The sequence below is a fragment of the Winogradskyella luteola genome, from assembly GCF_019203985.1.
In the GTDB taxonomy this organism is placed as follows: Bacteria; Bacteroidota; Bacteroidia; order Flavobacteriales; family Flavobacteriaceae; genus Winogradskyella; species Winogradskyella luteola.
In genome coordinates this window covers 253094-274915 of record NZ_JAGSPD010000005.1, presented here as the reverse complement: position 1 = coordinate 274915, position 21822 = coordinate 253094, and the positions used below count along the sequence as shown (strand labels likewise).

The following is a 21822-nucleotide window of genomic DNA, read 5'->3' as shown; positions in this document are numbered from 1 at the left end:
AAATTTTCTGATGTTAATAACTAAATGACGCTAAATTTTTATCACTTTCAAAAATTTTTAACTTTGTTCTTCTATGCAATTAGAGACTTATATTAGTGATTTACTTTATCGTTACGAATGTGTAACTATACCTGACTTTGGTGCGTTTTTAACGACTCGTGTTTCTGCTAAGGTTCACGATTCTACACATACATTTTATCCTCCAAAAAAAGTATTGTCTTTTAATGAGCAATTGCAAAACAATGATGGTTTACTGGGCAATTACATCGCTGAGATTGAAAAAATACCTTATGAAACTGCGGTTAGTAAAATTGCTAAACAAGTTAAGTCCATTAAATCGTATTTAATTGAAGGGGAAACCATTCATTTTGAGAATATTGGTGAGCTTATTTTAAATGCAGATGGTAAAATAATATTCGACCCTTCCAATCATATCAATTACTTAACCGACTCCTTTGGTCTATCGCACTTTACATCATCTGATATTAAGCGTGAAACTTATAAAGAAGAAGTACAAGCTATTGAAGATATTGCTCCTGTTGCTTTTACCCCAGAAAAACGCTCGAATAACAATTGGCTGAAATATGCAGCTGCAGCAGTTGTTGTTTTGGGTTTAGGTGGTTTTGGTGCTGCTAAGTATTACGACAATACCATTGAAAATCACAATCAGCTTGCCCAAGAAGAAGCCAATGCGCAAATGGATGCCAAAGTGCAAGAAGCTACTTTTGTTATTAGTAACCCTTTACCTGCTGCAACACTATCTTTAGAAAAGCAAACTGGTCATTATCATATCGTTGCTGGTGCTTTTAGGATTGAAGCCAATTCTGATAAAAAAGTAAATCAGCTAAGAGACAAAGGTTATAAAGCTCGTAAAATCGGCAAGAACCGTTATGGCCTGCATGAAGTGGTATATCAAAGTTTTGAAACCAGAGCTGAAGCAAAACGTGCACTCTACAAAATCCGTCGTGAGCACAATCGTGATGCTTGGTTGTTGATTAAAAAGTTGGATTAACTTTTTTGAAACGATTCCTCTAATCCTTTTTAGATTATTTATATCCTAAATCGTACATCTACAATTTAAAATCGGTTTATCTTTGCAGAAATTTTAAAAGCTTTATGCAATCTAGAACCGCATTTCAGTCTAAAACAGTAGTTACAGATTTAGTTTTACCCAGTGAAACCAATCCTATCAATAACCTTTTTGGAGGTGAATTATTAGCACGTATGGATCGTGCTGCGAGTATTGCTGCAAGACGCCATTCGCGTCGTATTGTTGTAACCGCTTCCGTAAACCACGTGGCGTTTAACAGATCTGTACCATTGGGAAGTGTGGTTACTATTGAAGCTAAGGTCTCTCGCGCTTTTACCTCTTCTATGGAAGTGTATATGGATGTTTGGATTGAAGATAGAGAGTCTGGCGAATGCATTAAGGCCAATGAAGCCATTTATACTTTTGTTGCTGTAGATGAAACCGGGCGACCTGTAAAAATTCCTGAATTGGTTCCGGAAACTGAATTAGAAAAAGAACGTTTTGACGCCGCTTTGCGCAGAAAACAATTGAGTTTGGTCTTGGCTGGTAAAATGCAACCTTCGGATGCTACGGAATTGAAAGCACTTTTTGAATCTTAGACATTTTTTATAAGATAGATCTGTCATTCTGAAGGAACACAGTGACTGAAGAATCCCTTTTAACTGTGAGATTCTTCGCCGCGCTCTGAATGACAGAGTATGCCAATATTGATGATTGCAAAAGCGAGCCTGTCATTCTGAAGGAACACAGTGACTGAATAATCCCTTTTCGGCTGTGAGATTCTTCGCTTTGCTCTGAATGACAAGTCCATTAAACTTTTTCAATTTTTTTTAGTCTTACCATTAAATAAAATTTATTTAATGATGAAATATTTAGTTTACACCCTGATCTTAGTGTTTGCATTGAGCTTTAACTCATGCGCGAGACGTGTTGTTGTTACTCAACCAACTTCTGTCACTGTGGTAAAGAAACTACCGAGACAGTATAAAATTGTCCGAGTAAAAGGAAAACGTTACTATTTCTTTAATGGAAAACATTATCAGAAAACTCGAAGAGGATTTGTGGTGGTAAGAGTATAATTAATATTTAGACAACCAATATTGCGGATTTAGCTTCTGGTTATTTTTGTAAATTCTAAATCCCAAGAGGGTTTCCCCATTTGTTTTATTGGTGAATACTTGTCCTATAACTTGGCCTGTTTTTATTTTATCCCCTTTTTTAACATAAATCTTCGAAAGGTTAGTGTAAATAGAGAGGTAATTACCATGCCTTATCATTATAGCTGGGTTACCCCTTTTAATTATCAATATTTGAGAAACTTCTCCATTAAAAACTGCTTTAACCTCTGCATTGGTCGTTGTTGCAATTTTAATTCCTGGATTGTTGACCTCAACAGAACTGTCCGTTAGTGAACGTCCTTTACCGTATTTTGCTTTTATTACTCCTCGAGATACTGGCCAACCCAATTTTCCTTTATTGGCTTCAAAGTTAGAGGCTAGTTTTTGGGCTTCGGGTGTCAATACAAATTTACCAGTAGATGTTTTATTTCCTGCTTTTTTATTAGATGCAGCAATAGCTTCTCTAATTAGACGGTTTATTTCCTTATCTAATCGGTCCGCTTCTTGCTTTTTCTTTTTAATCTGTGCGGTGTACTTACTCATGTCAGACTTTATAGATGCCATCAGAACTTCGCGTTGTTTCAATTCTTTTTCTAGTTGACGCTTAGCAGCTCTGTTTTCTTCAATGAGTTTTTGCTTATCTTCTTTTTGTTTTGATAATTGAATGTTGAGTTCTTGTAACGCTTTAGTTTTGGCTTTTATCGACTCACCTTGCTGTTTTTGGTAATTGGCATATTGCTTAATATACTGAAGTCTCTTATAAGCTTGTTTAAAATTATCTGAAGACAATAAAAACATTATCCTACTCTGCTCTGATTTGCTCTTATATGATTTTACAACCATAGCTGCGTAATCGTCTTTAAGTTCTTGCAATTGCTCCCTAAGACTTGTAATTTCTTTTTGATTGGAGTTGATTTCTCGAGTCAATAAGTTGGCTTGCTCATTGGTGATTCTGATAAGGTTTTTCCTAACACTAACTTTATAGTTAAGGTCTTCAATTAACGTGATTTCAGATTTCTCCTCTTTCTTTTTGGTGAAAAGCAAAGCGTTGATTTGCTTCATTTCCCTCAAAATCTGCTGACGTTTAGCTTCAAGCTTTTTTTGCTTGTCACTTTGCGCAAATATGGTTAATGACGAGAGCAAAAACCCTAAAACTAATATGGTATGTAAGTGTTTATTCATTATTAAAAACACCCCTAAAGTCTAACTTCGGCAAGCTCAGTACATCGCCTCAAGGGGACAATTCATTACATTATTTTATTACTATTTCTTTATATCCCGAAGGAATCTTAAACGGAAAACGTACTTCTTGGTTAAGTGACAAAGATTTAAATTCCATAGTAATGGCAACTTCGTCAGCATTTTCAACGGCAATGATTCTAATATCTTTTGGCAAAATCTGTTTATCAACTTCTTGATACGATGTATAATCTACCTGTAAAAAACGCTTCTTTAACTGTTGAAACAATTGTAGGCTATCCATTTTAAAATGTGATGGATTAATCAAGTAAAACAGTTCTAAAAGTGCATCTTGGTCTTTGGGCTGTAGAGCGTAAGAATTTTCATTAACCGAAACCAAATGCGGAGCATCTTTGAGGTCATATATAGCTTGACCCAAAAGTATATTCTGAACTTTATCGAAGTCCAACTCTACGCCAACAAAATTACTTAAAAGCTCATAGTTGCCATCAAAATATTCGTTGTCCAATTTATTATAAAATCGTACTTTTTCTGGTGTAATCTTCATTCTTGCCATTCCCAATGATGCACTCAACCAAATCACTTTATCTTTCTCAATCCGCAGATTAAAGGTATGCCCTTGTTCTTTTTCTCCTTGAACAATATCTATTCTAACTTTCCCATTAAGTGTCTTAAAATCTGCATCTTTTTTTTGATGTTGCTTTATCACTTGCTTTGCCGAAAGTTTATTGCTGGCTTCACCAGACGCAATTACGTTTTTAGATGATTTGCAGCTATTAATAAAAACTGCAAGTAACATAAAAGTAAAAAGCCTAGTTATAACTCTGATTGTATATTTAGTTTGTTGTTTCATGTATTTGTCAATTACCTGTAATTGAGATTCTTCGCATACGCTCTGAATAACAATACCCCATCTACTGTTGCGCTTTTAGGGATTGTGCCTTTTTAGCAAACGTTTCAGATTTACTAATATTATTTTGAGCCTTGTAGGCAATACTTAATTCTGAATAAAAATCAGCTTCCATATTTGGGTTGTCGATTAAGAAATCTAATCCCATTTCAAGATTATCGATTGCTTTCTTGGCATTACCCAATTTATTATTTGCAACTCCATTGACTAAATATAAGATAGGTTGTGCAGGGTATAACTCTAATGCCGCTTCGCTATCTTTTACCACTGCTGTATAGTCTTTAAGATCTAACTGAAGCAACAATACATCTTTTATAAGTTTAAAATCATTGGGGTTTTGCCTTAAAGCTTCTCTATAGTTTGATAACGCTTTTACCTTATCACCTGCTTTTAAATAATAGCTACCCAAATCGCTGTGCGTTTGCGCATCTTTATTATTATCGACCAAAGCTGTAATGTCTACCAAATCACCCTCAAATTCTGGGTTTTTAGATACAAAAGCCACAAAGTCCTTTAATACTTTTGCTTTGGCATCTGCATTTATCTCTGGGCTTGTTAGCGCAATTTTCACTGAACTAATTGCCTCTTCAACTTTTCCATCTTGAAGATAAAATTTGTACAAAGCCAAGTGAACAAACTTAGATTCTGGCTTTATCTTCAAAAGATTTTGTGCTGCTTTATAGGCTTTCTTTTTATCACCTGTTTGACTGTATCTATAAATGAGTTTTAAATGATTTTCCTCATTATTAGGGTTATTGGCGATACGTTGCTCTAGATTTTCTATACGATCATCTGCATTACCTGTAATGCTGTAAATATCGTTTCTCATTGCATCCCTGGCTTCGCTTACACCAAACTCTTCATCAAGTTCATCTAAAAGTTCCAGAGCTTGTTTGTAACGCTTTTCCCTAACGTACAACGCTGCCAAATCCTCTTTATAATCTGGATGATATTTAACCAGTTGTTTTATGGTTTTAATGGCATTGTTGATGTCATCTTGTTGGTAATACACATCGTACAACTCGTCTAAAAACCACTCATTATCGGGTTGCATATTAATGGCCTTCTTAAGGTTATCTTCAGCAGCACCAAAGTTTTTAAGCTTATTATAGTTTTTACCCAATTCGAAATAGATGACCGGTTTTTTGCTGTCGAGATTTAAACATTTATGAAGCGCTTCTACAGCACGGTCATAGTTTTCGATACCTTTTTGTTTTAAAGCTTCAAAGAAATATTCTTGAAATTCATCTTCGACATTTCCTAAATCATCATCTGGCGTTTTATTGAAATCGACTTGGGCCATAGCAAGCATAGGCATTACTAAAAGTGCCATAAAAATTCTTGTTATTTTCCTATTTAATTTCATTTGTGATTCTTCGCTATTATTCTAATGACGTTGTAGTTTCAAAAGTTGTTCCAAACCATTGATGATGAAATTTTTCTACCTATACAGTTATACTATTCTAAAACCGAATAGTCTCCTATACTAATTTTAGTAAAGTCGCCATTGTATTTCACATAATTGCCAATCATTGCGTCGTCTAAATTAGCATTTTTGATAGTGGTTTGGTTTTGAATTAAGCTATTTTTAACGCTTGAGTCTTCAATAACGCAACCTTTTCCAATAGAAACGTTTGGCCCTACTGTTGTATTGCGTAAAACAGTTCCTTCGCCAATACAACATGGCTCAATGATATTTGAATTTTCTAATACTACAGAATCGTGTACCAATTGCTCTTCATTGTCTGCAGACAAAAAGCCTAACATCTTAGCGTTAGTGTCTAAGGTTACATTTTTATTGCCACAGTCCATCCATTCGTCAACCGCTCCTGTTTTGAATATTCTACCGTCTGCCATCATGCGCTTAATACCATCGTTGATTTGATACTCACCTCCATTCATTACGTTTTCGTCCAATACCTCTTGAAGTTTCTCCTTTAAAACCGCAACGTCCTTAAAATAGTAAATACCTATAACGGCTTGATCGCTTACAAACGATTCTGGTTTTTCAACTAACTCAACGATGTTTTCGTTTTCATCTAATTTAACTACTCCATAAGCTTCAGGGTTATCAACACGTTTTGTCCAAATGACGCTATCTGCTGATGGGTCTAAATCGAATTCAGCTCTTATCAATGTATCAGCATAAGCAATCACAGCGGGACCAGAAAGTGATGGTTTTGCACTCATAATAGCATGACCTGTACCTAAAGGTTGGTCTTGCCTGTAAATAGAAGCTTTGGCCCCTAAATCTTGCGCTAATGCGGTTAAACTTTCTACAACATCATCGCCAAACCAAGCCGGATCGCCCAATACAAAAGCGATTTCTTCTATGGGCTGTTTTAAAACTTTAGCAATATCTTTTACCAAACGATGTACTATGGGTTGACCTGCAACGGGAATTAATGGTTTTGGTACGGTTAAACTATGCGGTCTAAGGCGAGAGCCTCTACCTGCCATTGGTACTATTATTTTCATCAAAAATCTTATTTTTCATTTCCACGCAAATGGAAATCTATTAACTTTATTTATAATAATGCCTACAAGGTTTTTGAAACCTTGCAGGATATTCAATTGGTTCCTGTACTTCCAAATCCACCTTTACCTCTATCAGTTGAAGACAACTCTTCCGTCTCTTCCCACTCAGCGCGCTCATGCTTTGCTATAACTAACTGAGCAATGCGTTCGCCATTTTGAATTATAAAATCTTCATTGGAAAGGTTGACTAGAATTACACCTATTTCACCTCTGTAATCTGCATCTACTGTTCCTGGTGCATTTAATACCGTAATCCCTTTTTTAGCAGCTAAGCCACTTCTTGGTCTCACTTGAGCTTCGTAGCCAATTGGTAGTTCTATAAATAAGCCCGTGCCAACAATTGTACGCTCTAAGGGCTTGAGTGTTCTTGCTTCAGTTAGATTGGCACGTAAGTCCATTCCAGCTGACGCTATGGTTTCGTAATGTGGTAAATTATGCCTGGATTTGTTTATGATCTTAATTTTCATCTTTCTAATAAAGTCCCTTATTGACTGTGCGTGTTTACCAACAAAGGCAGGGTTAAGGTTACATTTGTATTATCGTTTAATTATTTGTTTTAGTTGGTTCTTTTCCAATAGTATAACTAATCCCAAAAATACAATTAACATTGCAATTCCTATAACATATTCTCCTCGATATCTGTAGAAAAATAATGCTGATAAACTTATTGAAATCACTAAGTATAATCCTATTTTCTTAAGATTATATGGAATCGGATAATATTTTCTCCCAAAGTAATACGATAGCAACATCATGGTACCATAAGCCACTAAAGTTGCTACTGCTGACGCTTTGTAACTGTAAGTCTCAATAAATGTAAAGTTGATAATTAGCGTTACCAAAGCACCAACAACTGAAATATAAGCACCAAATTTGGTTCGGTCTGTTATCTTATACCAAACCGAAAGATTGTGATATATCCCCAAAAAGAAATTGGCTAACAGAATAATTGGCACTATCCACATGGCTTCCCAGTAGGCTTCACTTCTAATTATGAATGGCTTTAAAACATCGGCAAAAATAACAACGGCCAAAAGTATGATTGACCCGATAGCCACGAAGAATTCTAAGATATTCGCATAGTTTTTCTGTGGGTGCTTTGTCTTGGCGTGACTGAAAAAATAAGGCTCTATACCTAAACGGTAAGCCGTAGCAAAAAGCGTCATAAATAAAGCTAGTTTGTAACATGCAGAATACATACCAATATCGTTTTCTGCAACATCTGCTGGCAATAATTCCTTGAGTAAAATTCTGTCAAAGGTTTCGTTGATTGAGAACGCAATTCCCGCTATTAAAATAGGGATAGCGTAGCGCATCATTTGTTTCCAAAGATCCTTATCGAACTTATACTTTATCCTTGTGTAGAACGAAAGCATTAATACTAGCGTAAATGCACTTGCCGCTAAATTTGCAATGAAAATATAGCTGATTTCAAAGTTTGGTTTATAAATGCTTTCTAATACACCTCTGTTTTCAGCTAAGTCTCTTAGAGCTAATAAAAAGAAGAGGTTTAGACCAATATTGATGACAACATTCAAAATCTTAACGATTGCATAACGCATCGGTTTTTCGTTGGCTCTTAACCAAGCAAAAGGAACAATTACTAAGGCATCTAACAGTAGTATCCAAATGACCAAACTGATATATTTTACATCAATATCTATAAAGCTAGCAATTTGATTTTGAAACATTAAAGCTAAAATGAAGAAGCCAAAAGAAGAAAGAATCAAGGAGATAGTGGACGTACTTATCACTTTAGCTTTATCATCTTCTTTGTTGAAAAAGCGAAAAAATGTAGTCTCCATACCATAGGCCAAAATCACATTAAACAAAACAAAGTATGAAAATATAACGGATACTTTTCCGTATTCAGCAGGGTTGGCAAGAACCAACTCACTTGTGTATAAAGGTACTAGCAAAAAGCTTAGCATTTTTGGTAACACTGTCGCTAAGCCGTATATAAATGTTTGCTTGAAAAGAGATTTAAATCCACTCAATCTAAAAAATTCATAGTGTCGCCCAAAAGTATTAAATATAAATGGGTCTTGGGCAGTTCTAACAAAAAAAGCCTTGTTAAGGTCAACAAGGCTTTTTTTGTTATTTACAACATATTAGTTATCATCATCTTCCTCATCTAAAGAGGCCATTACCTCGGAATTGCTTTCGGTATATATTGATGGTGGCCCATTCTCGTAGTACGTGCCAGCAACTTCGTATAATGCTGTGATTTTATGATATTTGGTTTGTCCGTTTTCGACATAACTGATTACACATTCGTCATTTGAAAGGTCAAATGGATAATCTGCTGGTTTTTCTACTTTATGAAATGTATAGTGACGTGAAGGGTTTTTTAGAACAGCAATATATTTATCCCCGCTCTTAGTAAGCTTACCTTTAAGATTTCTGAAATATAAATTGTCTAAAACAACATTATTACTGATTTCTGAAATTGGAATAAATACATTTATACCTGTACCACCAACTTTAATACCAGCATACCACTCTTGGAAGTTTACAGTTTTAATTTTAAAAGGTGTTTGTTCTTCAAAGGTAGTCGCTGCAACTTTAGGAGTTGCACATTGAAACGTAAATGAAATAGCAATAGCAAAAATGATGGTGTAAGTTGCCTTTTTAAGATTCTTCATTATTAAGTAGGTTAAAATTTGGATGAACAAGATATAAAAATATTCTATTTAATCGATGATATATGTTTTTAATCGATAATCGGTAGAGTGCTGTAAGATATTTGGCAATAAAAAACCTAACTCGAGAGAGTTAGGTTTGTATTTATATGAGATACTGATTCGGTATACAGTATAACAATAGATTCTAGTTATTTAATGCTTCAGCTCCACCAACAATCTCTAAAATTTCGTTAGTAATTGCTGCTTGTCGTGCTTTGTTGTAGGTTAATTTTAGTTGATCTCTCAATTCTGTAGCGTTATCCGTTGCTTTATGCATTGCTGTCATACGTGCTCCATGCTCGGAAGCAAAAGAATCTCTAATGCCTTTAAACAATTGTGTTTTTAATGACTTAGGTATTAATGTCTCAACTATTTCTTGTTTAGATGGCTCAAAAATGTAATCTAAGTTTGTGTTAGCATCATTCTCTACAGGAACAATTGGTAAAAATTGCTCTGTCATAATAATCTGAGTTGCTGCATTCTTAAAGCTGTTATACACTAACTCTACTTTATCATATTCACCTTCGACAAACTTCTCCATTATCATTTCAGCAATCTGAGCGACGTTTTCAAACGTTAAAGCATCGAATACCTCACTTTTGTTAGCAATGACCATATCTCGTTTTGCAAAAGCATCATTGGCCTTTTTACCAATGGCAAATACAGACACATTTTTGCCAGCATACTCATCACTAATTAATGCGTTAACTTGCTTAATAATGTTAGAGTTGAAAGCACCACATAAACCTCTATTTGAGGTTATTGCGACTACTAAAACATTGTTAACTTCTCTCTGAACTGAATACTTACTACCTGAATCAGCATCTAAAGTAGCACTTAAACTCTGTAGTAGTTCGGTTAACTTATTAGAGTAAGGACGCATGGCAGTAATAGCATCTTGTGCCTTCTTTAACTTAGCAGCAGATACCATTTTCATGGCACTTGTAATCTGCATCGTAGAAGATACTGTTGTTATTCTGTTACGTATTTCTTTTAAGTTTGCCATTTTTCAAATTATGAGTTATGAGTGCTGAGCTATGAGTTTTTGATAATTGCTACCAAGATTCTTATTAACTCCTCACACTTATTCTTCATTTCATTTGGTACTTCTCTGTCAGTAGCTTCAAGAATTTCTAGCCAATACATGGTTTCATCAGCTTCTTTTAATGCAATACCAAACTTATTTTTAAAATCTTTAGTGCTAACTCCTCTTTGTGCCTCACGCGTATTGGCTCCAATACTTGTTCCTCTTCTTAATAATTGAGAAGCTAACTCAAAATCCTTTTGTGATTTTAACTTATCACAATATTTAACTATTTCACAGGCAAACTCGAAACTCTTAATTCTAATAGGACTTTCGCTTAAACCCATTTTTATCTAATTTGAATTTAAAGTTATGAGTGAGTAAAACTCTTAACTCATGACTTTAAACTCTGAACTTCTTAAGCTCTATACTTTCCTGTAAGATCTTTGGCTACATTTGTTAATGTATCAATTACCTCATCAGTTAATTTACCTGATTTCAATATATCTAAAGTATCTCTGTGCTTTGCATTTAAAAATTCAATAAAATCTCTTTCAAATTCTTTTACTTTATCAACAGGGACATCTCTTAATAGGTTTTTAGAACCTGCATAGATAATTGCAATTTGATCTTCTACAGCAAATGGATCGTTTTGCGCTTGCTTTAAGATTTCAACATTACGCTTACCTTTTTCAATGACGTTTAATGTAGAGGCATCTAAATCTGAACCAAACTTAGCAAATGCTTCTAATTCACGGAATTGAGCTTGATCTAATTTTAATGTACCAGATACTTTCTTCATAGATTTAATCTGAGCGTTACCACCAACACGAGATACAGAAATACCTACATTAATTGCTGGACGCACACCAGAGTTAAATAAATCACCATCTAAGAAAATCTGACCATCGGTAATCGAGATTACGTTAGTTGGGATATATGCAGATACGTCACCTGCTTGCGTTTCAATGATTGGTAATGCTGTTAAAGAACCACCACCTTTTACCATTGGCTTTAAGCTTTCTGGTAAATCGTTCATCTCTTTAGCAATGGCATCATCGTTAATTACCTTAGCTGAACGCTCTAATAATCTTGAGTGAAGATAGAAAACATCACCAGGATACGCCTCACGTCCTGGTGGACGACGTAATAATAACGATACCTCACGGTAAGCAACCGCTTGCTTAGATAAATCATCGTAAATGATTAATGCTGGACGACCAGTATCTCTAAAATACTCACCAATTGAAGCTCCTGTCATTGGTGCATATACTTGCATTGCTGCAGGATCTGATGCGTTGGCCGCAACAATTGTTGTATAAGCTAAAGCTCCTCTTTCTTCTAATGTTTTTGCAATATTTGCAACTGTTGACGCTTTTTGCCCTACAGCAACATATATACAATATACAGGCTCACCTGCATCGTAAAATTCTTTTTGATTTAAGATAGTATCAATACAAACCGTTGTTTTACCGGTTTGACGATCACCAATTACCAACTCACGCTGACCTCTACCAACTGGAATCATAGCATCAATTGCCTTAATACCTGTTTGTAAGGGTTCTGTTACTGGTTCTCTATAGATGACACCTGGTGCTTTACGTTCTAATGGCATTTCATAAGTTTCACCTGTTATTGGGCCTTTACCATCAATAGGATTTCCTAAAGTATCCACAACACGTCCAACAATACCTTCACCTACGTTTATAGACGCAATACGAGACGTACGTTTTACCGTAGAACCTTCTTTTACACCTACCGAAGCACCTAAAAGTACAATACCTACGTTATCTTCTTCTAGGTTAAGTACGATACCTTCTAAACCACCATCGAATTCTACCAATTCACCATATTGTGCATTAGCTAATCCGTAAGCGCGAACGATACCATCACCTACAGTTAATACTGTTCCTACTTCGTCAAGTGAAGCTCCTGCTTCAAAACCTGAAAGTTGTTGTTTTAAGATTGCTGATATTTCAGCTGGTTTTACTTCTGCCATCTTTATTTATATTAGATAGATATTATCTTAATTTAATGTAAATTCTCTTTTTAATTTGTAATTATAACACCTGGTCTTTCCCCAGATACATTCCTATGATATTTTCTTGCAAACTTTTGAGCCTTCTCTTTGTTCACAGTACCATCTTCATTTAAAACTTTTGATTTATACAAAGCTTTAACCAATTTCTTTTTTGATAATTGAACCTCACATTCTAGTTCAAAATCCATAAATCTAAGTTCAGTGTAACTCTCAGTAATCGTAGATTGGTATGGCGTTTTAGATTTAGGATTTCTGGGAATAGGGTTGGGTTTTTCAAAACTATGGTACTGTAAAACAATTAGATCTTCATCTTCAAAATTCATTATTGTACATGATTCTGAAAAAGTACCACAACCATCAAACTTTAAATACTCGACCTTATCTACATAAGCTATATCTTTCTTTATTTTTACTTTTTGAGCTTGAAGATTTACTGTAAACAGAATTCCAAACATTATGGTTAAAACCTTTATTGTCTTCATATTAGTTTAATGTAAATTCTCTTTTTAATTTGTCGAGTTTATTTGCAATGCTAGCGTTATACTGAATGTCACCAACTCGTAAGATGAAACCTCCTAAAATGCTTTCATCTATAATATTTTCTACTTCTGCTTCCTTACCTGTAAGCTCTTTCACCTTAGCTAATACTTTGGTTTTTAAATCTGCTGTTAAAGGCACGGCCGTTGTAACTGTTGCCACTTGGCTTCCTCTCAACTGATCATATAACTGTGCATAACTAGCAGCTACATCATTTAAAAGTGCTAGTCGCTTGTTAGAAATTAAAATATCTATAAGATTTACTGTAGCAACATTAGCATTTTTAAATACTGATGTTAATACTGCTTTTTTATCTGAAGATCTTATCACAGGACTTTGAAGCATCTGATTTAAATCTTCACTCTGAGCAATTGTATTAGTGATGGTTTTCATATCACTATTTACAGCTTCTGCAGATTTCTGATCTGTCGCCAAGCTTAAAACTGCTTTTGCATAACGTATTGCCGCTCTTGATCCTGACATTTATCTTAGTTTAAAGTTGCTTCACCCAACATATCTTCAACCAACTTAAGTTGCTTGTCCTTGTTAGATAATTCATCACGCACTACTTTTTCTGCAATATCAACTGACAATCCAGCAACGTGACTTTTCAATTCTGCCATTGCTACTTTCTTTTCACTTTCAATTGCCGCTTGAGCTTTCTCAATAATCTTACTCGCTTTTTCTTGTGCTTCTGTTTCAGCTTTTGCAATAGTCTGCTCTCTTATTTCGCGAGCATCTTTTAACATGGCTTCACGTTCTGCACGAGCTTCTTGTAAAATACGCTCATTATCCGCTTGAAGATTCTCCATCTCTTTACGAGCCTTTTCTGCAGAAGCTAAAGCATCTTTAATACCTTCTTCTCTATCGCTAACAGCACCCAAAATAGGTTTCCAAGCAAATTTTCTTAAGATAAAAAGTAATACTAAAAATGTAATTAACGTCCAAAAGACAAGTCCAAATTCCGGTGTAATTAAATCCATTCTATTTTATTTTAAATAACTTAAATTTTATTCTTCACTACTAAAGCTTTGAAGAATGATAAAAATACAGAAGCAACCAACCGTTACTTCTGTATCTTAATGTCTTACCCTTGTAAGAAAGCAACAACAACACCAAATAGTGCTACCGCTTCTACGAAGGCTGCTAAGATTAATGCAGAAGATTGAATCTTTCCGTGCATCTCTGGTTGACGTGCCATAGCTTCCATAGCAGACCCACCAATCTTACCAATACCAACACCAGCTCCAATAGCTGCTAAACCAGCTCCAATAGCTGCAATTCCAGTAATAGTCATAATATAAAATTTAAATTAATTAATGATGTTCTTCTTCAGTTGCCATCCCAAAATAAAGGGCTGACAATATTGTAAATATATAAGCTTGTATTGCCGTTACAATAACCTCAATAACCGTAATAAACAATGAGAATGCTACAGATACTGGTGCAATAGCAACAGTTTTGAATACAAATATTAATGACATTAATGCTAATATAATGACGTGACCTGCTGTAATGTTAGCAAACAAACGAATCATAAGAGAGATAGGTTTAACAAACATACCTATAATCTCAATTGGCATTAAAAATATTTTCATTGGCACAGGTACGCCTGGCATCCAAAAGATGTGCTTCCAGTAATTTTTGTTACCACTAAATGTTGTAATGATGAATGTAATAGCTGCTAATGTAAAAGTAAATGCAATGTTACCACTTAAGTTAGCACCGTTAAGAATTGGAATTAATCCGAATATATTATTAATCCATATAAAGAAAAATATAGTTAATAAGTAAGGCATGTATCTTTTGTACTTGTGCTCACCAATCATTGGCTTAGCAATCTCATCCCTAACAAACACGACTAAAGGCTCAACAAAACTTGCAACACCTGATGGTACATTGTCATCAGATTTCTTATAACGACGTGCTGCAGTTAAAAAGATTAAAAATAATACTGCTATAGAGACCCACATCATAAATACGTTTCTTGTAATAGACAAATCAAATTTAGGTCTATGTGCATTGGTCGGGTGACCTTCAGCATCAAACGCAACTTCATTAGCACCTTTATCTAAAACGTATACTTTTTCATGAACATTAACAAAGCGCTGACCATTTCTTTCAACAATCTCATGACCATGATAATCGTGGTGAAATGCAGAAGATGAAAACGTTGTTAAGCCCTTATCTGTATATACGATTACGGGTAATGGTATAGTTATATGAAGTTCATTTTCTTCACCTTGATTTAAGGTTGCAATATGCATTCCGTAGGCATCCTTAACGTGATGTAAAATCATCTCCTTAGGATCGAATTTTTCGTCGTCTCCTCCGTCTTTAGTTTCAGAGGCAAAACCAATATTAAAAACAGTTAAAAATAATGCTGATAATATTATGTTTTTAAAGGTGCTTATTCTCATTCTAATGGGCTTAAAAATACCTTGCTTTAAATTCGGTGCAAATGTACAAACATTAAATGAATTGACAAGCAATAATTTCCCTATAATTTTTAAGGGGTTTTAATCACATAAATGTGTTGATTTTAAAGGCGTTTTTTTAATGCTGTTTTAAGACTTTTGAAGAAATCGGGTTAGTGCAAAAACCTCAAAGAATAAGTACATAAAATAAGGGATAAAAAAATTGAACACATCTGGCTGCTTGTTTTCAAAATCTGAAAGCAATAAAGGCAGTAAAAACAAGATCGCTAGTACCATTTTTGAAAATGTTAGCACCATAAACAGATTGAATATGTTCTTTTTTCCTGAAGAAAATCTGTAATTAATTATCGTATAGAACATTGCGGTAACAAATACATGAAACGCATAGATCTGCCAAACTGGAAAGAAAAAAATAATTTCCTTCGCAAAATGATATAACAAATAACTGTGAACGGCAAACAATACAACGGATACACCCATCAGTTGTAACAAAAATGAAATTTGTCTCTTTCTAAATTCCTCCATTGTAATTATTAACTATCTTTTGAAGCTGCAATAATACGTCTAATTACAAAAACAATAGAAGCAATTACAAAACCTAATGTAAAAAAAAGCGTATAGAGGTTGTTTTCGTTTGGAAAACGTTCATCTAATTTTAGACCTATAAATGTACCTACACATATGATGACCACCATTTGTACAACAATGCCCGAAAAACGTGCATAGGTATTAAGCTTGTCTTTCTGGTCTTTGTCCGGTTTTGACTTGTTGTTCTGGTTGTTTTGGTTTGGCTGGTTCATTTGGTAATGCTTTTACTGTACCTTTCATACTACAAGTGGCATTGAACGTTGCTCCGGGTTCTACGGCTAGTTTACTTGTGTGTACTTCGCCCTCAATAAGTGCAGTGGATTTTAATGATAATGTACCTGAAAGAATCAGTTTCCCTGAAAACTTGCCCTCAAAATCAGCATTTTCTCCTTGTAATGTCCCTTTTATTAATCCTGATTTACCTACTACAACCTTACCAGAGGTTTTTACATTGCCTTCAACTGTTCCGTCGATTCTAAATGGCCCTTGACTGGCAATATCACCAACAATTTTTGTGCCTTGTGCTATAATATTCTGTTGCGTACTTGTTTCCATTGTTGTTTTTTGTTTAGGTTTTTTACTGTCTGAGGAAAACATGATATGATTTGGTTTTAATTACTCTAATTTTAAATAGGCATTTAAGTTTTTATGGCGCTGAATAATAGTGTAGTTTGGTGAGGAAATTGCAAAATATTCTTTTGTTATTTTTGGCTTTACAGGCTTTCCGCGTTTATCTTTTTCATCAGATTCTAATAACTGTGCAAAACCGCTTGCTCCCTGAATACTCTTTAAGCCATGTACAACCACAAAAGTTGTATTCTCATCGTATACGTCCTTTGAGGTGGTTAAATCAAAGTATTTAATCTTTTTCTCAATTTCTTCGTCTAGTGTTTTAATAAAAGTGTCTATGTCTTCACCAGAACCTTTTTGGAATTGATAAATGACATTAAAGTTTTTTGGTTTGTCGTCTGGTACAAATTCTTTCTTTGCCAGAGCTGGTATAGCATTTTGCAATAGATCTTGCGCTTTTCGTCCTTCTTCTGTGTTTGGGTATGTCAATGCAATGTAGTCAATCCCTTTTTTGTACTCTTCAAACCCATAAAGTCTTCCTTTAGCCGAAGTCTTAAGAATTTCGAATTTAGGCAAAAAATCATCACCTTCTAGGCGTTTAATCTGTGTTTCGGCTTCAGCAATAACAGCTTGGTATTCTTGATTATCGAATTTTTTATACAATTTGGTGTATATAACCTCTGGACTATTTTCATCTTTAGTTAACTCAGACTCCGGATTCAGTAAGATTTCTGCGTAACGTGACTCAGGGTAATTGGCTATAATATCAGCTTTCATAGCTTCAGCCTTTGTGTTCAATCCCAATTCTATATAGATCTTGTACAAATTATACTTAGAAGGTAATATTAAACGATCTTCTGGGTTGCTCTCTAATAAATCTTCGAATCTAGATTTAGACAATTCCAACTCCTTAAATTTTTCCTTATAAATAATGCCCAACTGGTAGTAAGCAAAATTTCGTTCTTTCGCTATACTATCGATTTCTGTTTGTTTTGTTGGCAATGATGCCAGGTACGTTTCTGGATCATAACGCTTATCGTCTGTTGTATTAGTTGTTACAACATCTTTTCTAACCGCATTGTTTATACCTGCTCTTTGATTAGACAGTCTCCAGTTATCTTGCAATTTTCGATCTCCCCAAATTCTCAAGAATTCGTTTTTACCATAGGCCACCGTAGTTGGATTGTAAAAGTAAAAACTACTCTTATTATTACCAACTGGACTTATGCTTTTACTTTTGGATGCAAACTCCCCCGGAGAGCCTTTTTGGCTAATTCCTGATCTTGGATTTTTAGCATCTATACCGTTATTGGATATAGTGGTTTGAGATGATCGTTTTTCTAATTCTTCTGCTTTGCGCTTTTCTTCCTCTAAAGCCTGTTGTTTTAGTTGCTCTGTATATACTGAGTATATTGCCAATTGTTCCTCCTTGGGAAGGCTTATCATCTTTAAAATACTATCATTGGTCACTGCAACACCTTTATAATAAATAACATCATCCAAATTTTCGCGTTTCTTCTTAATTATTCTAAAGGGTTTAGAGTTTTCGACCATAGCTGTCATGGTACTATCATAATATGCGCCGGCCGTTTTATATATGTTTCGGTCAAAGTACATATTACCCAGTGTCTCATAACTAAGTGCTCTTAGGTGTTTGTCTGAAGTGGTTTTTCTCAGCGATTTGTTATAGTATGCTTCAGCTAAACTATCGGAAGCTTTATTGCGATGGTATTCTGCAATACGGTAATAAATCTTATCTAAAAAGGGTCTGTTTTCACGATTTTCTTCAAGTTCCGTAAGATATTCTTGAAATTCTATATCGTCCCCATCTAACGCATCGTGATTATAAGATTTTTCTAAGTGTGCATTAATGTAAAAAGCTCTCGGAATTTGTCGGTGCATATCTATAATGGCATCAAATTCTATATTGGCACTATCCTTTTTCTTAAACTCATTGTAGAGTTGGCCCCTAATAAAATGGTAGCGTGCTTTTTCTCTCTTGATTTTGGTGTTTTCGGCAGCCACAGCCAATTGCGCCAAAGCACTATCCTTAGATTTAGTGTTGATATAGGCTTGTGCCAAAGCTGCTGAGGCATCTGCCAAATCTTGTCCTTCTATATTACCTTCTTCTTCCTCCAATAAACGCTTTAACTTTTTAATGGCAACCTCATCATTATTTAAGCGCATATTGGTCTTTTCGCGCCAAATTTTTACTTGATTGATTTTGTCGCTTGTCGGATATTTATTCAGAATATTATTAAATGCTGCAAGTGCTGGCACAAAGCGCTGATCGTAATAGCGTGCTTTGCCCAAAAGTAAATAAGCTTCATCAATTTGAGGGTTTTTTTCCCTGCCATTAATATTCATACCGTGTTTTTGTACGGCTTTTATGGCTTTTTCTTCAGCACGTTCAAAATCAGCATTTTTAGATTGACCTGGTAGAAAAATATCTTCACTGATTTCCATACGCTCTACAGGAAGTAGTTCCCAAAAATTTTCGGTAAACGCATCGTTTACGCCATCTATACCTCTTTGTAATGCAATATCACCATTATATAGAATATTGTATTTGGTTCCTAAGGCATGAAAATTTCTGCTAACAAAAGTGTCTTTTTTGCGCGAACAGCTTTGGGTAACAAACGCCACAATAAAGAGATATAATATAGTTCTGTAATAGGTCTTCAACGTTGGTTCTATTTGATTAATAGATAACTAAACTATTAGATATTTAGTGTGTAACGTGGTAAAAATAAACATCTTTTTGAATTTTTGATGTTATTTATACCTTTTTCGAGGTATAACAACGTTCGGCTAAACAAAAAAGCTTGTGATTACATTTATAATCACAAGCTTAAAAATCACATTAATTATGTCTTATTCCTCCTCAACAGAAGCAACCATATTACTCGCAAAGTGGGTTTCTAATTCCTTTAAGGTTGCAGGATTCGTTTCTAAATCCTTAACAATATCTCCTTTTTCTAAAACAACGATACGCTCACACACATCTGTAACATGCATTAAATCGTGACTGGATACCAGTACCGTAACACCTTGTTTTTCGGCCAAATCTTTTAAAATTTGCTTCAAACGGATTTGTGTCGTTGGATCTAGGTTAGCGAACGGCTCATCTAAGATTATAACTTCGGGATTACCAATGAGTGCCGCTACAATACCAGCCTTTTTCTGGTTTCCTTTGCTTAAATCACGTAAGTATTTTTTCTTACCTATGATTTCTCCATTGAAAAAATCTTCGAACTTAGCAGTTAGCGCATCAACATCGGCTTTGTTCTGTCCTCGTAGATCACCAATGAAATAGAAGTATTCTTCTGGCGTTAAATATCCAATTAAGAAACTTTCGTCGATAAATGATGATGTAAATGGTTTCCAGTCTTCACTTTGGTCCACGGTAACATCATTGCTAGTGATACTTCCTGTTGTAGGTTTTATTAAATCTAGCAACAGACTAAAATACGTGGTTTTACCTGCTCCATTGTTTCCAACGAGCCCAAAACTCTGCCCTTTAGGAATGGTTAATTCTTCGATATTGAGAACCGTAGTTCCGTTATATGATTTTGAAAGGTCTTTTGTGTATATCATGATGTTGGTATGTTATTAGTTGTCTTGACTAAAAGCGTCAATCATTTTATATTTTGAATTTAAATAACGTTTGGTAATGATTGTCATCAGTTTTTTGTGCAGCACAATTCCCACAATGCCAAGAATGGCAAGAATGGTACAGGCGACTTCAAATCCTAATGCCCAATACGAAATACCAAAAATCCCCAAGGGCAAAAGCATAAGCGGAAAACCTATTATCCATTGTACAGCACCAGTTCCTTGATAATTAAACGCTGCTTTTTTATCTAAATCTATTTTCTTTCTGTTGAAAGAGCCACCAAAAAGGATGACATGAGAGTTTACGCCTATGTTATATATAGCTGCAGCAAAGTGTGCCAATAAAATCTTCCAGCCAAAATACACATACGGAATACTAAGCACGAAAAGGATGACCACACTCATAATCATTAACATGAATTTAGAACTTAAATATTGTTCGTATTTAATATTCTGACTCATTAGCATTTTATAATAACTACTATCCCAAGCCGGAATAAACTGACCAAAGTTGATAAGGAAAATTCCTGTGACAAAAATGCCTATGAAGGCATAAAACCAAGGCTGGTTTTGATAGGTTTCCTGAGGGTAAAATATTAATCCGTAAAACAGAAATAATATAACTAATGGTAACATGGACTTAGTGCGTTTATTTCTCCAAATTAACTTTAGATCTAATTGCATAAAAGGCGCAATATCACCAAAACGCTTAGTCCAAGATAAATCAGCCGCTTTTACTTCTTGTACTTTGGTTTTTAAAGAACTATCTAAGAATAATTTATCTTTTAAAAGTTTGTAATTGAGCCAATAGCTAACTAATAAAATCAGCAAAGGGATTACTATTAATACAGGATTATTTGCAATACTAATAAGTCCATCACCAATTAATGTTCTAAAGGACACTATCTCAAAATAATCTAAGCCGAACAAAACACCTGAAACTAACAATAATGGCAAAATAGATAATTCGGTTTCTGCAGAAAACGCTTCAATGATAAAGTTGAGGAAGTTTATAATGAGCACAATAATAACCATCGTCAACATCCATGGTAAAACCATAGAAGTAGCGTAACCATCTCTAATCAGCATAATACTGAATGGTATAATAGCAAATAGTGGTAAAAAGTTAAAGAAAGATAATGCTGATTTCCCTAATACAAAGTTAACAACAGTAGAGCGCTTTATTGGCAGTGTTAGCAGGGGCTTGACACTCATTACTGGTAGTTTCTGTAAAAAGAAACGTCCCAACAAATCACCTATAATCCAAAAAAAGAGAAAACTATTGGCTACTATAAATGGATCTTCATCTGGGTAAAGCTTTTTAAGTGCAGGAAGCAAAATAAATCCCCCACTTAAAAATAAGGCTACGAAATACAATGCAAAAAACACTAAAAGGATATTGAGTGCTATATTCTTTTGCCAATAAGACGAACGGAAGTATTGTTTCCATTCTAAATTTAGAAAATGCTTTATCATAGCTTTAGGTTAGTTTGTGTTGAGTTAGTGTGGCTTTATTCTAATTTGTTACA

At 34.7% G+C, this 21822-nt stretch carries 23 protein-coding genes; 3 read left to right on the top strand and 20 right to left on the bottom strand.

Annotation, left to right across the window (positions count from 1 at the left end; genetic code table 11):
• Nucleotides 1-73: 73 nt before the first annotated feature.
• From KCG49_RS08420 to KCG49_RS08410, 3 genes are all read left to right on the top strand, one after another.
• Nucleotides 74-1012, top strand: coding sequence for an HU domain-containing protein (locus tag KCG49_RS08420; protein ID WP_218545782.1), 939 nt, complete (start codon nt 74-76; stop codon nt 1010-1012).
• A 104-nt stretch (nt 1013-1116) separates the two neighbouring features.
• Complete coding sequence (locus KCG49_RS08415; protein ID WP_218545780.1) at nt 1117-1629, top strand: acyl-CoA thioesterase; 513 nt, start codon at nt 1117-1119, stop codon at nt 1627-1629.
• Between the two features lie 261 nt (nt 1630-1890).
• A complete protein-coding gene (locus KCG49_RS08410; protein WP_218545778.1) occupies nt 1891-2109 on the top strand; it encodes a DUF6515 family protein in 219 nt (72 codons plus the stop codon).
• On the opposite strand, the gene KCG49_RS08405 is transcribed toward KCG49_RS08410, so the two are convergent.
• The 20 genes from KCG49_RS08405 to KCG49_RS08310 all read right to left on the bottom strand — a co-directional run bounded on the left by KCG49_RS08405 (nt 2110) and on the right by KCG49_RS08310 (nt 21769).
• On the bottom strand, nt 2110-3330 hold the full coding sequence (locus KCG49_RS08405) for a murein hydrolase activator EnvC family protein (RefSeq protein WP_218545776.1): 1221 nt from the start codon (nt 3328-3330) through the stop codon (nt 2110-2112). It lies immediately after the preceding gene.
• A gap of 70 nt (nt 3331-3400) precedes the next feature.
• Nucleotides 3401-4201, bottom strand: coding sequence for a lipoprotein insertase outer membrane protein LolB1 (lolB1, locus tag KCG49_RS08400; RefSeq protein WP_218545774.1), 801 nt, complete (start codon nt 4199-4201; stop codon nt 3401-3403).
• A gap of 61 nt (nt 4202-4262) precedes the next feature.
• Complete coding sequence (locus KCG49_RS08395; RefSeq protein ID WP_256259923.1) at nt 4263-5591, bottom strand: tetratricopeptide repeat protein; 1329 nt, start codon at nt 5589-5591, stop codon at nt 4263-4265.
• Between the two features lie 125 nt (nt 5592-5716).
• Nucleotides 5717-6736: a sugar nucleotidyltransferase gene (locus tag KCG49_RS08390; protein ID WP_218545771.1), complete on the bottom strand. Its 1020-nt coding sequence runs from the start codon at nt 6734-6736 to the stop codon at nt 5717-5719.
• Between the two features lie 92 nt (nt 6737-6828).
• A complete protein-coding gene (dut, locus tag KCG49_RS08385; RefSeq protein ID WP_218545770.1) occupies nt 6829-7263 on the bottom strand; it encodes a dUTP diphosphatase in 435 nt (144 codons plus the stop codon).
• A gap of 69 nt (nt 7264-7332) precedes the next feature.
• Complete coding sequence (locus tag KCG49_RS08380; protein ID WP_218545768.1) at nt 7333-8793, bottom strand: lipopolysaccharide biosynthesis protein; 1461 nt, start codon at nt 8791-8793, stop codon at nt 7333-7335.
• Nucleotides 8794-8907: 114 nt separating this feature from the next.
• The gene (locus KCG49_RS08375; protein WP_218545767.1) at nt 8908-9441 is read right to left on the bottom strand and encodes a hypothetical protein; all 534 of its coding nucleotides are present in this window, start codon (nt 9439-9441) and stop codon (nt 8908-8910) included.
• 184 nt (nt 9442-9625) lie between these two features.
• Nucleotides 9626-10486 carry an ATP synthase F1 subunit gamma gene (gene atpG / locus KCG49_RS08370; protein ID WP_218545766.1) on the bottom strand — a complete coding sequence of 287 codons (861 nt, stop codon included), beginning with the start codon at nt 10484-10486 and terminating at the stop codon, nt 9626-9628.
• 29 nt (nt 10487-10515) lie between these two features.
• Complete coding sequence (locus KCG49_RS08365; RefSeq protein WP_218545765.1) at nt 10516-10851, bottom strand: four helix bundle protein; 336 nt, start codon at nt 10849-10851, stop codon at nt 10516-10518.
• Between the two features lie 71 nt (nt 10852-10922).
• The gene (gene atpA, locus KCG49_RS08360; RefSeq protein ID WP_218545764.1) at nt 10923-12503 is read right to left on the bottom strand and encodes a F0F1 ATP synthase subunit alpha; all 1581 of its coding nucleotides are present in this window, start codon (nt 12501-12503) and stop codon (nt 10923-10925) included.
• A gap of 50 nt (nt 12504-12553) precedes the next feature.
• Nucleotides 12554-13027 (bottom strand): hypothetical protein, encoded by a 474-nt coding sequence (locus KCG49_RS08355; RefSeq protein ID WP_218545763.1) that lies wholly within the window; start codon nt 13025-13027, stop codon nt 12554-12556.
• A gap of 1 nt (nt 13028) precedes the next feature.
• Nucleotides 13029-13565 (bottom strand): ATP synthase F1 subunit delta, encoded by a 537-nt coding sequence (gene atpH, locus KCG49_RS08350; protein ID WP_218545762.1) that lies wholly within the window; start codon nt 13563-13565, stop codon nt 13029-13031.
• 5 nt (nt 13566-13570) lie between these two features.
• The gene (locus KCG49_RS08345) at nt 13571-14065 is read right to left on the bottom strand and encodes a F0F1 ATP synthase subunit B (protein ID WP_218545761.1); all 495 of its coding nucleotides are present in this window, start codon (nt 14063-14065) and stop codon (nt 13571-13573) included.
• A gap of 104 nt (nt 14066-14169) precedes the next feature.
• Entirely contained in the window at nt 14170-14379 is a 210-nt protein-coding gene (gene atpE, locus KCG49_RS08340; RefSeq protein WP_034042296.1) for an ATP synthase F0 subunit C, read from the bottom strand.
• Between the two features lie 19 nt (nt 14380-14398).
• The gene (atpB, locus tag KCG49_RS08335; RefSeq protein WP_218545760.1) at nt 14399-15502 is read right to left on the bottom strand and encodes a F0F1 ATP synthase subunit A; all 1104 of its coding nucleotides are present in this window, start codon (nt 15500-15502) and stop codon (nt 14399-14401) included.
• Between the two features lie 551 nt (nt 15503-16053).
• On the bottom strand, nt 16054-16320 hold the full coding sequence (locus tag KCG49_RS08330) for an AtpZ/AtpI family protein (protein ID WP_218545759.1): 267 nt from the start codon (nt 16318-16320) through the stop codon (nt 16054-16056).
• The gene (locus KCG49_RS08325) at nt 16250-16705 is read right to left on the bottom strand and encodes a bactofilin family protein (RefSeq protein ID WP_218545758.1); all 456 of its coding nucleotides are present in this window, start codon (nt 16703-16705) and stop codon (nt 16250-16252) included. The genes KCG49_RS08330 and KCG49_RS08325 overlap by 71 nt, the downstream gene beginning before the upstream one ends.
• 18 nt (nt 16706-16723) lie before the next feature.
• Complete coding sequence (gene porW, locus KCG49_RS08320) at nt 16724-19363, bottom strand: type IX secretion system periplasmic lipoprotein PorW/SprE (RefSeq protein ID WP_256259922.1); 2640 nt, start codon at nt 19361-19363, stop codon at nt 16724-16726.
• 189 nt (nt 19364-19552) lie between these two features.
• Nucleotides 19553-20275: an ABC transporter ATP-binding protein gene (locus KCG49_RS08315; RefSeq protein WP_218545757.1), complete on the bottom strand. Its 723-nt coding sequence runs from the start codon at nt 20273-20275 to the stop codon at nt 19553-19555.
• 15 nt (nt 20276-20290) lie between these two features.
• A complete protein-coding gene (locus KCG49_RS08310; protein ID WP_218545755.1) occupies nt 20291-21769 on the bottom strand; it encodes a DUF5687 family protein in 1479 nt (492 codons plus the stop codon).
• Nucleotides 21770-21822 lie beyond the last annotated feature (53 nt).

What these genes read in the sequence shown, in the direction of transcription:
- KCG49_RS08420 (WP_218545782.1), top strand. Translation starts at nt 74, where the DNA reads ATGCAATTAGAGACTTATATTAGTGATTTACTTTATCGTTACGAATGT.
- KCG49_RS08415 (WP_218545780.1), top strand. Translation starts at nt 1,117, where the DNA reads ATGCAATCTAGAACCGCATTTCAGTCTAAAACAGTAGTTACAGATTTA.
- KCG49_RS08410 (WP_218545778.1), top strand. Translation starts at nt 1,891, where the DNA reads ATGATGAAATATTTAGTTTACACCCTGATCTTAGTGTTTGCATTGAGC.
- KCG49_RS08405 (WP_218545776.1), bottom strand. Translation starts at nt 3,330, where the DNA reads ATGAATAAACACTTACATACCATATTAGTTTTAGGGTTTTTGCTCTCG.
- lolB1 (WP_218545774.1), bottom strand. Translation starts at nt 4,201, where the DNA reads ATGAAACAACAAACTAAATATACAATCAGAGTTATAACTAGGCTTTTT.
- KCG49_RS08395 (WP_256259923.1), bottom strand. Translation starts at nt 5,591, where the DNA reads ATGGCACTTTTAGTAATGCCTATGCTTGCTATGGCCCAAGTCGATTTC.
- KCG49_RS08390 (WP_218545771.1), bottom strand. Translation starts at nt 6,736, where the DNA reads ATGAAAATAATAGTACCAATGGCAGGTAGAGGCTCTCGCCTTAGACCG.
- dut (WP_218545770.1), bottom strand. Translation starts at nt 7,263, where the DNA reads ATGAAAATTAAGATCATAAACAAATCCAGGCATAATTTACCACATTAC.
- KCG49_RS08375 (WP_218545767.1), bottom strand. Translation starts at nt 9,441, where the DNA reads ATGAAGAATCTTAAAAAGGCAACTTACACCATCATTTTTGCTATTGCT.
- atpG (WP_218545766.1), bottom strand. Translation starts at nt 10,486, where the DNA reads ATGGCAAACTTAAAAGAAATACGTAACAGAATAACAACAGTATCTTCT.
- KCG49_RS08365 (WP_218545765.1), bottom strand. Translation starts at nt 10,851, where the DNA reads ATGGGTTTAAGCGAAAGTCCTATTAGAATTAAGAGTTTCGAGTTTGCC.
- atpA (WP_218545764.1), bottom strand. Translation starts at nt 12,503, where the DNA reads ATGGCAGAAGTAAAACCAGCTGAAATATCAGCAATCTTAAAACAACAA.
- KCG49_RS08355 (WP_218545763.1), bottom strand. Translation starts at nt 13,027, where the DNA reads ATGAAGACAATAAAGGTTTTAACCATAATGTTTGGAATTCTGTTTACA.
- atpH (WP_218545762.1), bottom strand. Translation starts at nt 13,565, where the DNA reads ATGTCAGGATCAAGAGCGGCAATACGTTATGCAAAAGCAGTTTTAAGC.
- KCG49_RS08345 (WP_218545761.1), bottom strand. Translation starts at nt 14,065, where the DNA reads ATGGATTTAATTACACCGGAATTTGGACTTGTCTTTTGGACGTTAATT.
- atpE (WP_034042296.1), bottom strand. Translation starts at nt 14,379, where the DNA reads ATGACTATTACTGGAATTGCAGCTATTGGAGCTGGTTTAGCAGCTATT.
- atpB (WP_218545760.1), bottom strand. Translation starts at nt 15,502, where the DNA reads ATGAGAATAAGCACCTTTAAAAACATAATATTATCAGCATTATTTTTA.
- KCG49_RS08330 (WP_218545759.1), bottom strand. Translation starts at nt 16,320, where the DNA reads ATGAACCAGCCAAACCAAAACAACCAGAACAACAAGTCAAAACCGGAC.
- KCG49_RS08325 (WP_218545758.1), bottom strand. Translation starts at nt 16,705, where the DNA reads ATGTTTTCCTCAGACAGTAAAAAACCTAAACAAAAAACAACAATGGAA.
- KCG49_RS08315 (WP_218545757.1), bottom strand. Translation starts at nt 20,275, where the DNA reads ATGATATACACAAAAGACCTTTCAAAATCATATAACGGAACTACGGTT.
- KCG49_RS08310 (WP_218545755.1), bottom strand. Translation starts at nt 21,769, where the DNA reads ATGATAAAGCATTTTCTAAATTTAGAATGGAAACAATACTTCCGTTCG.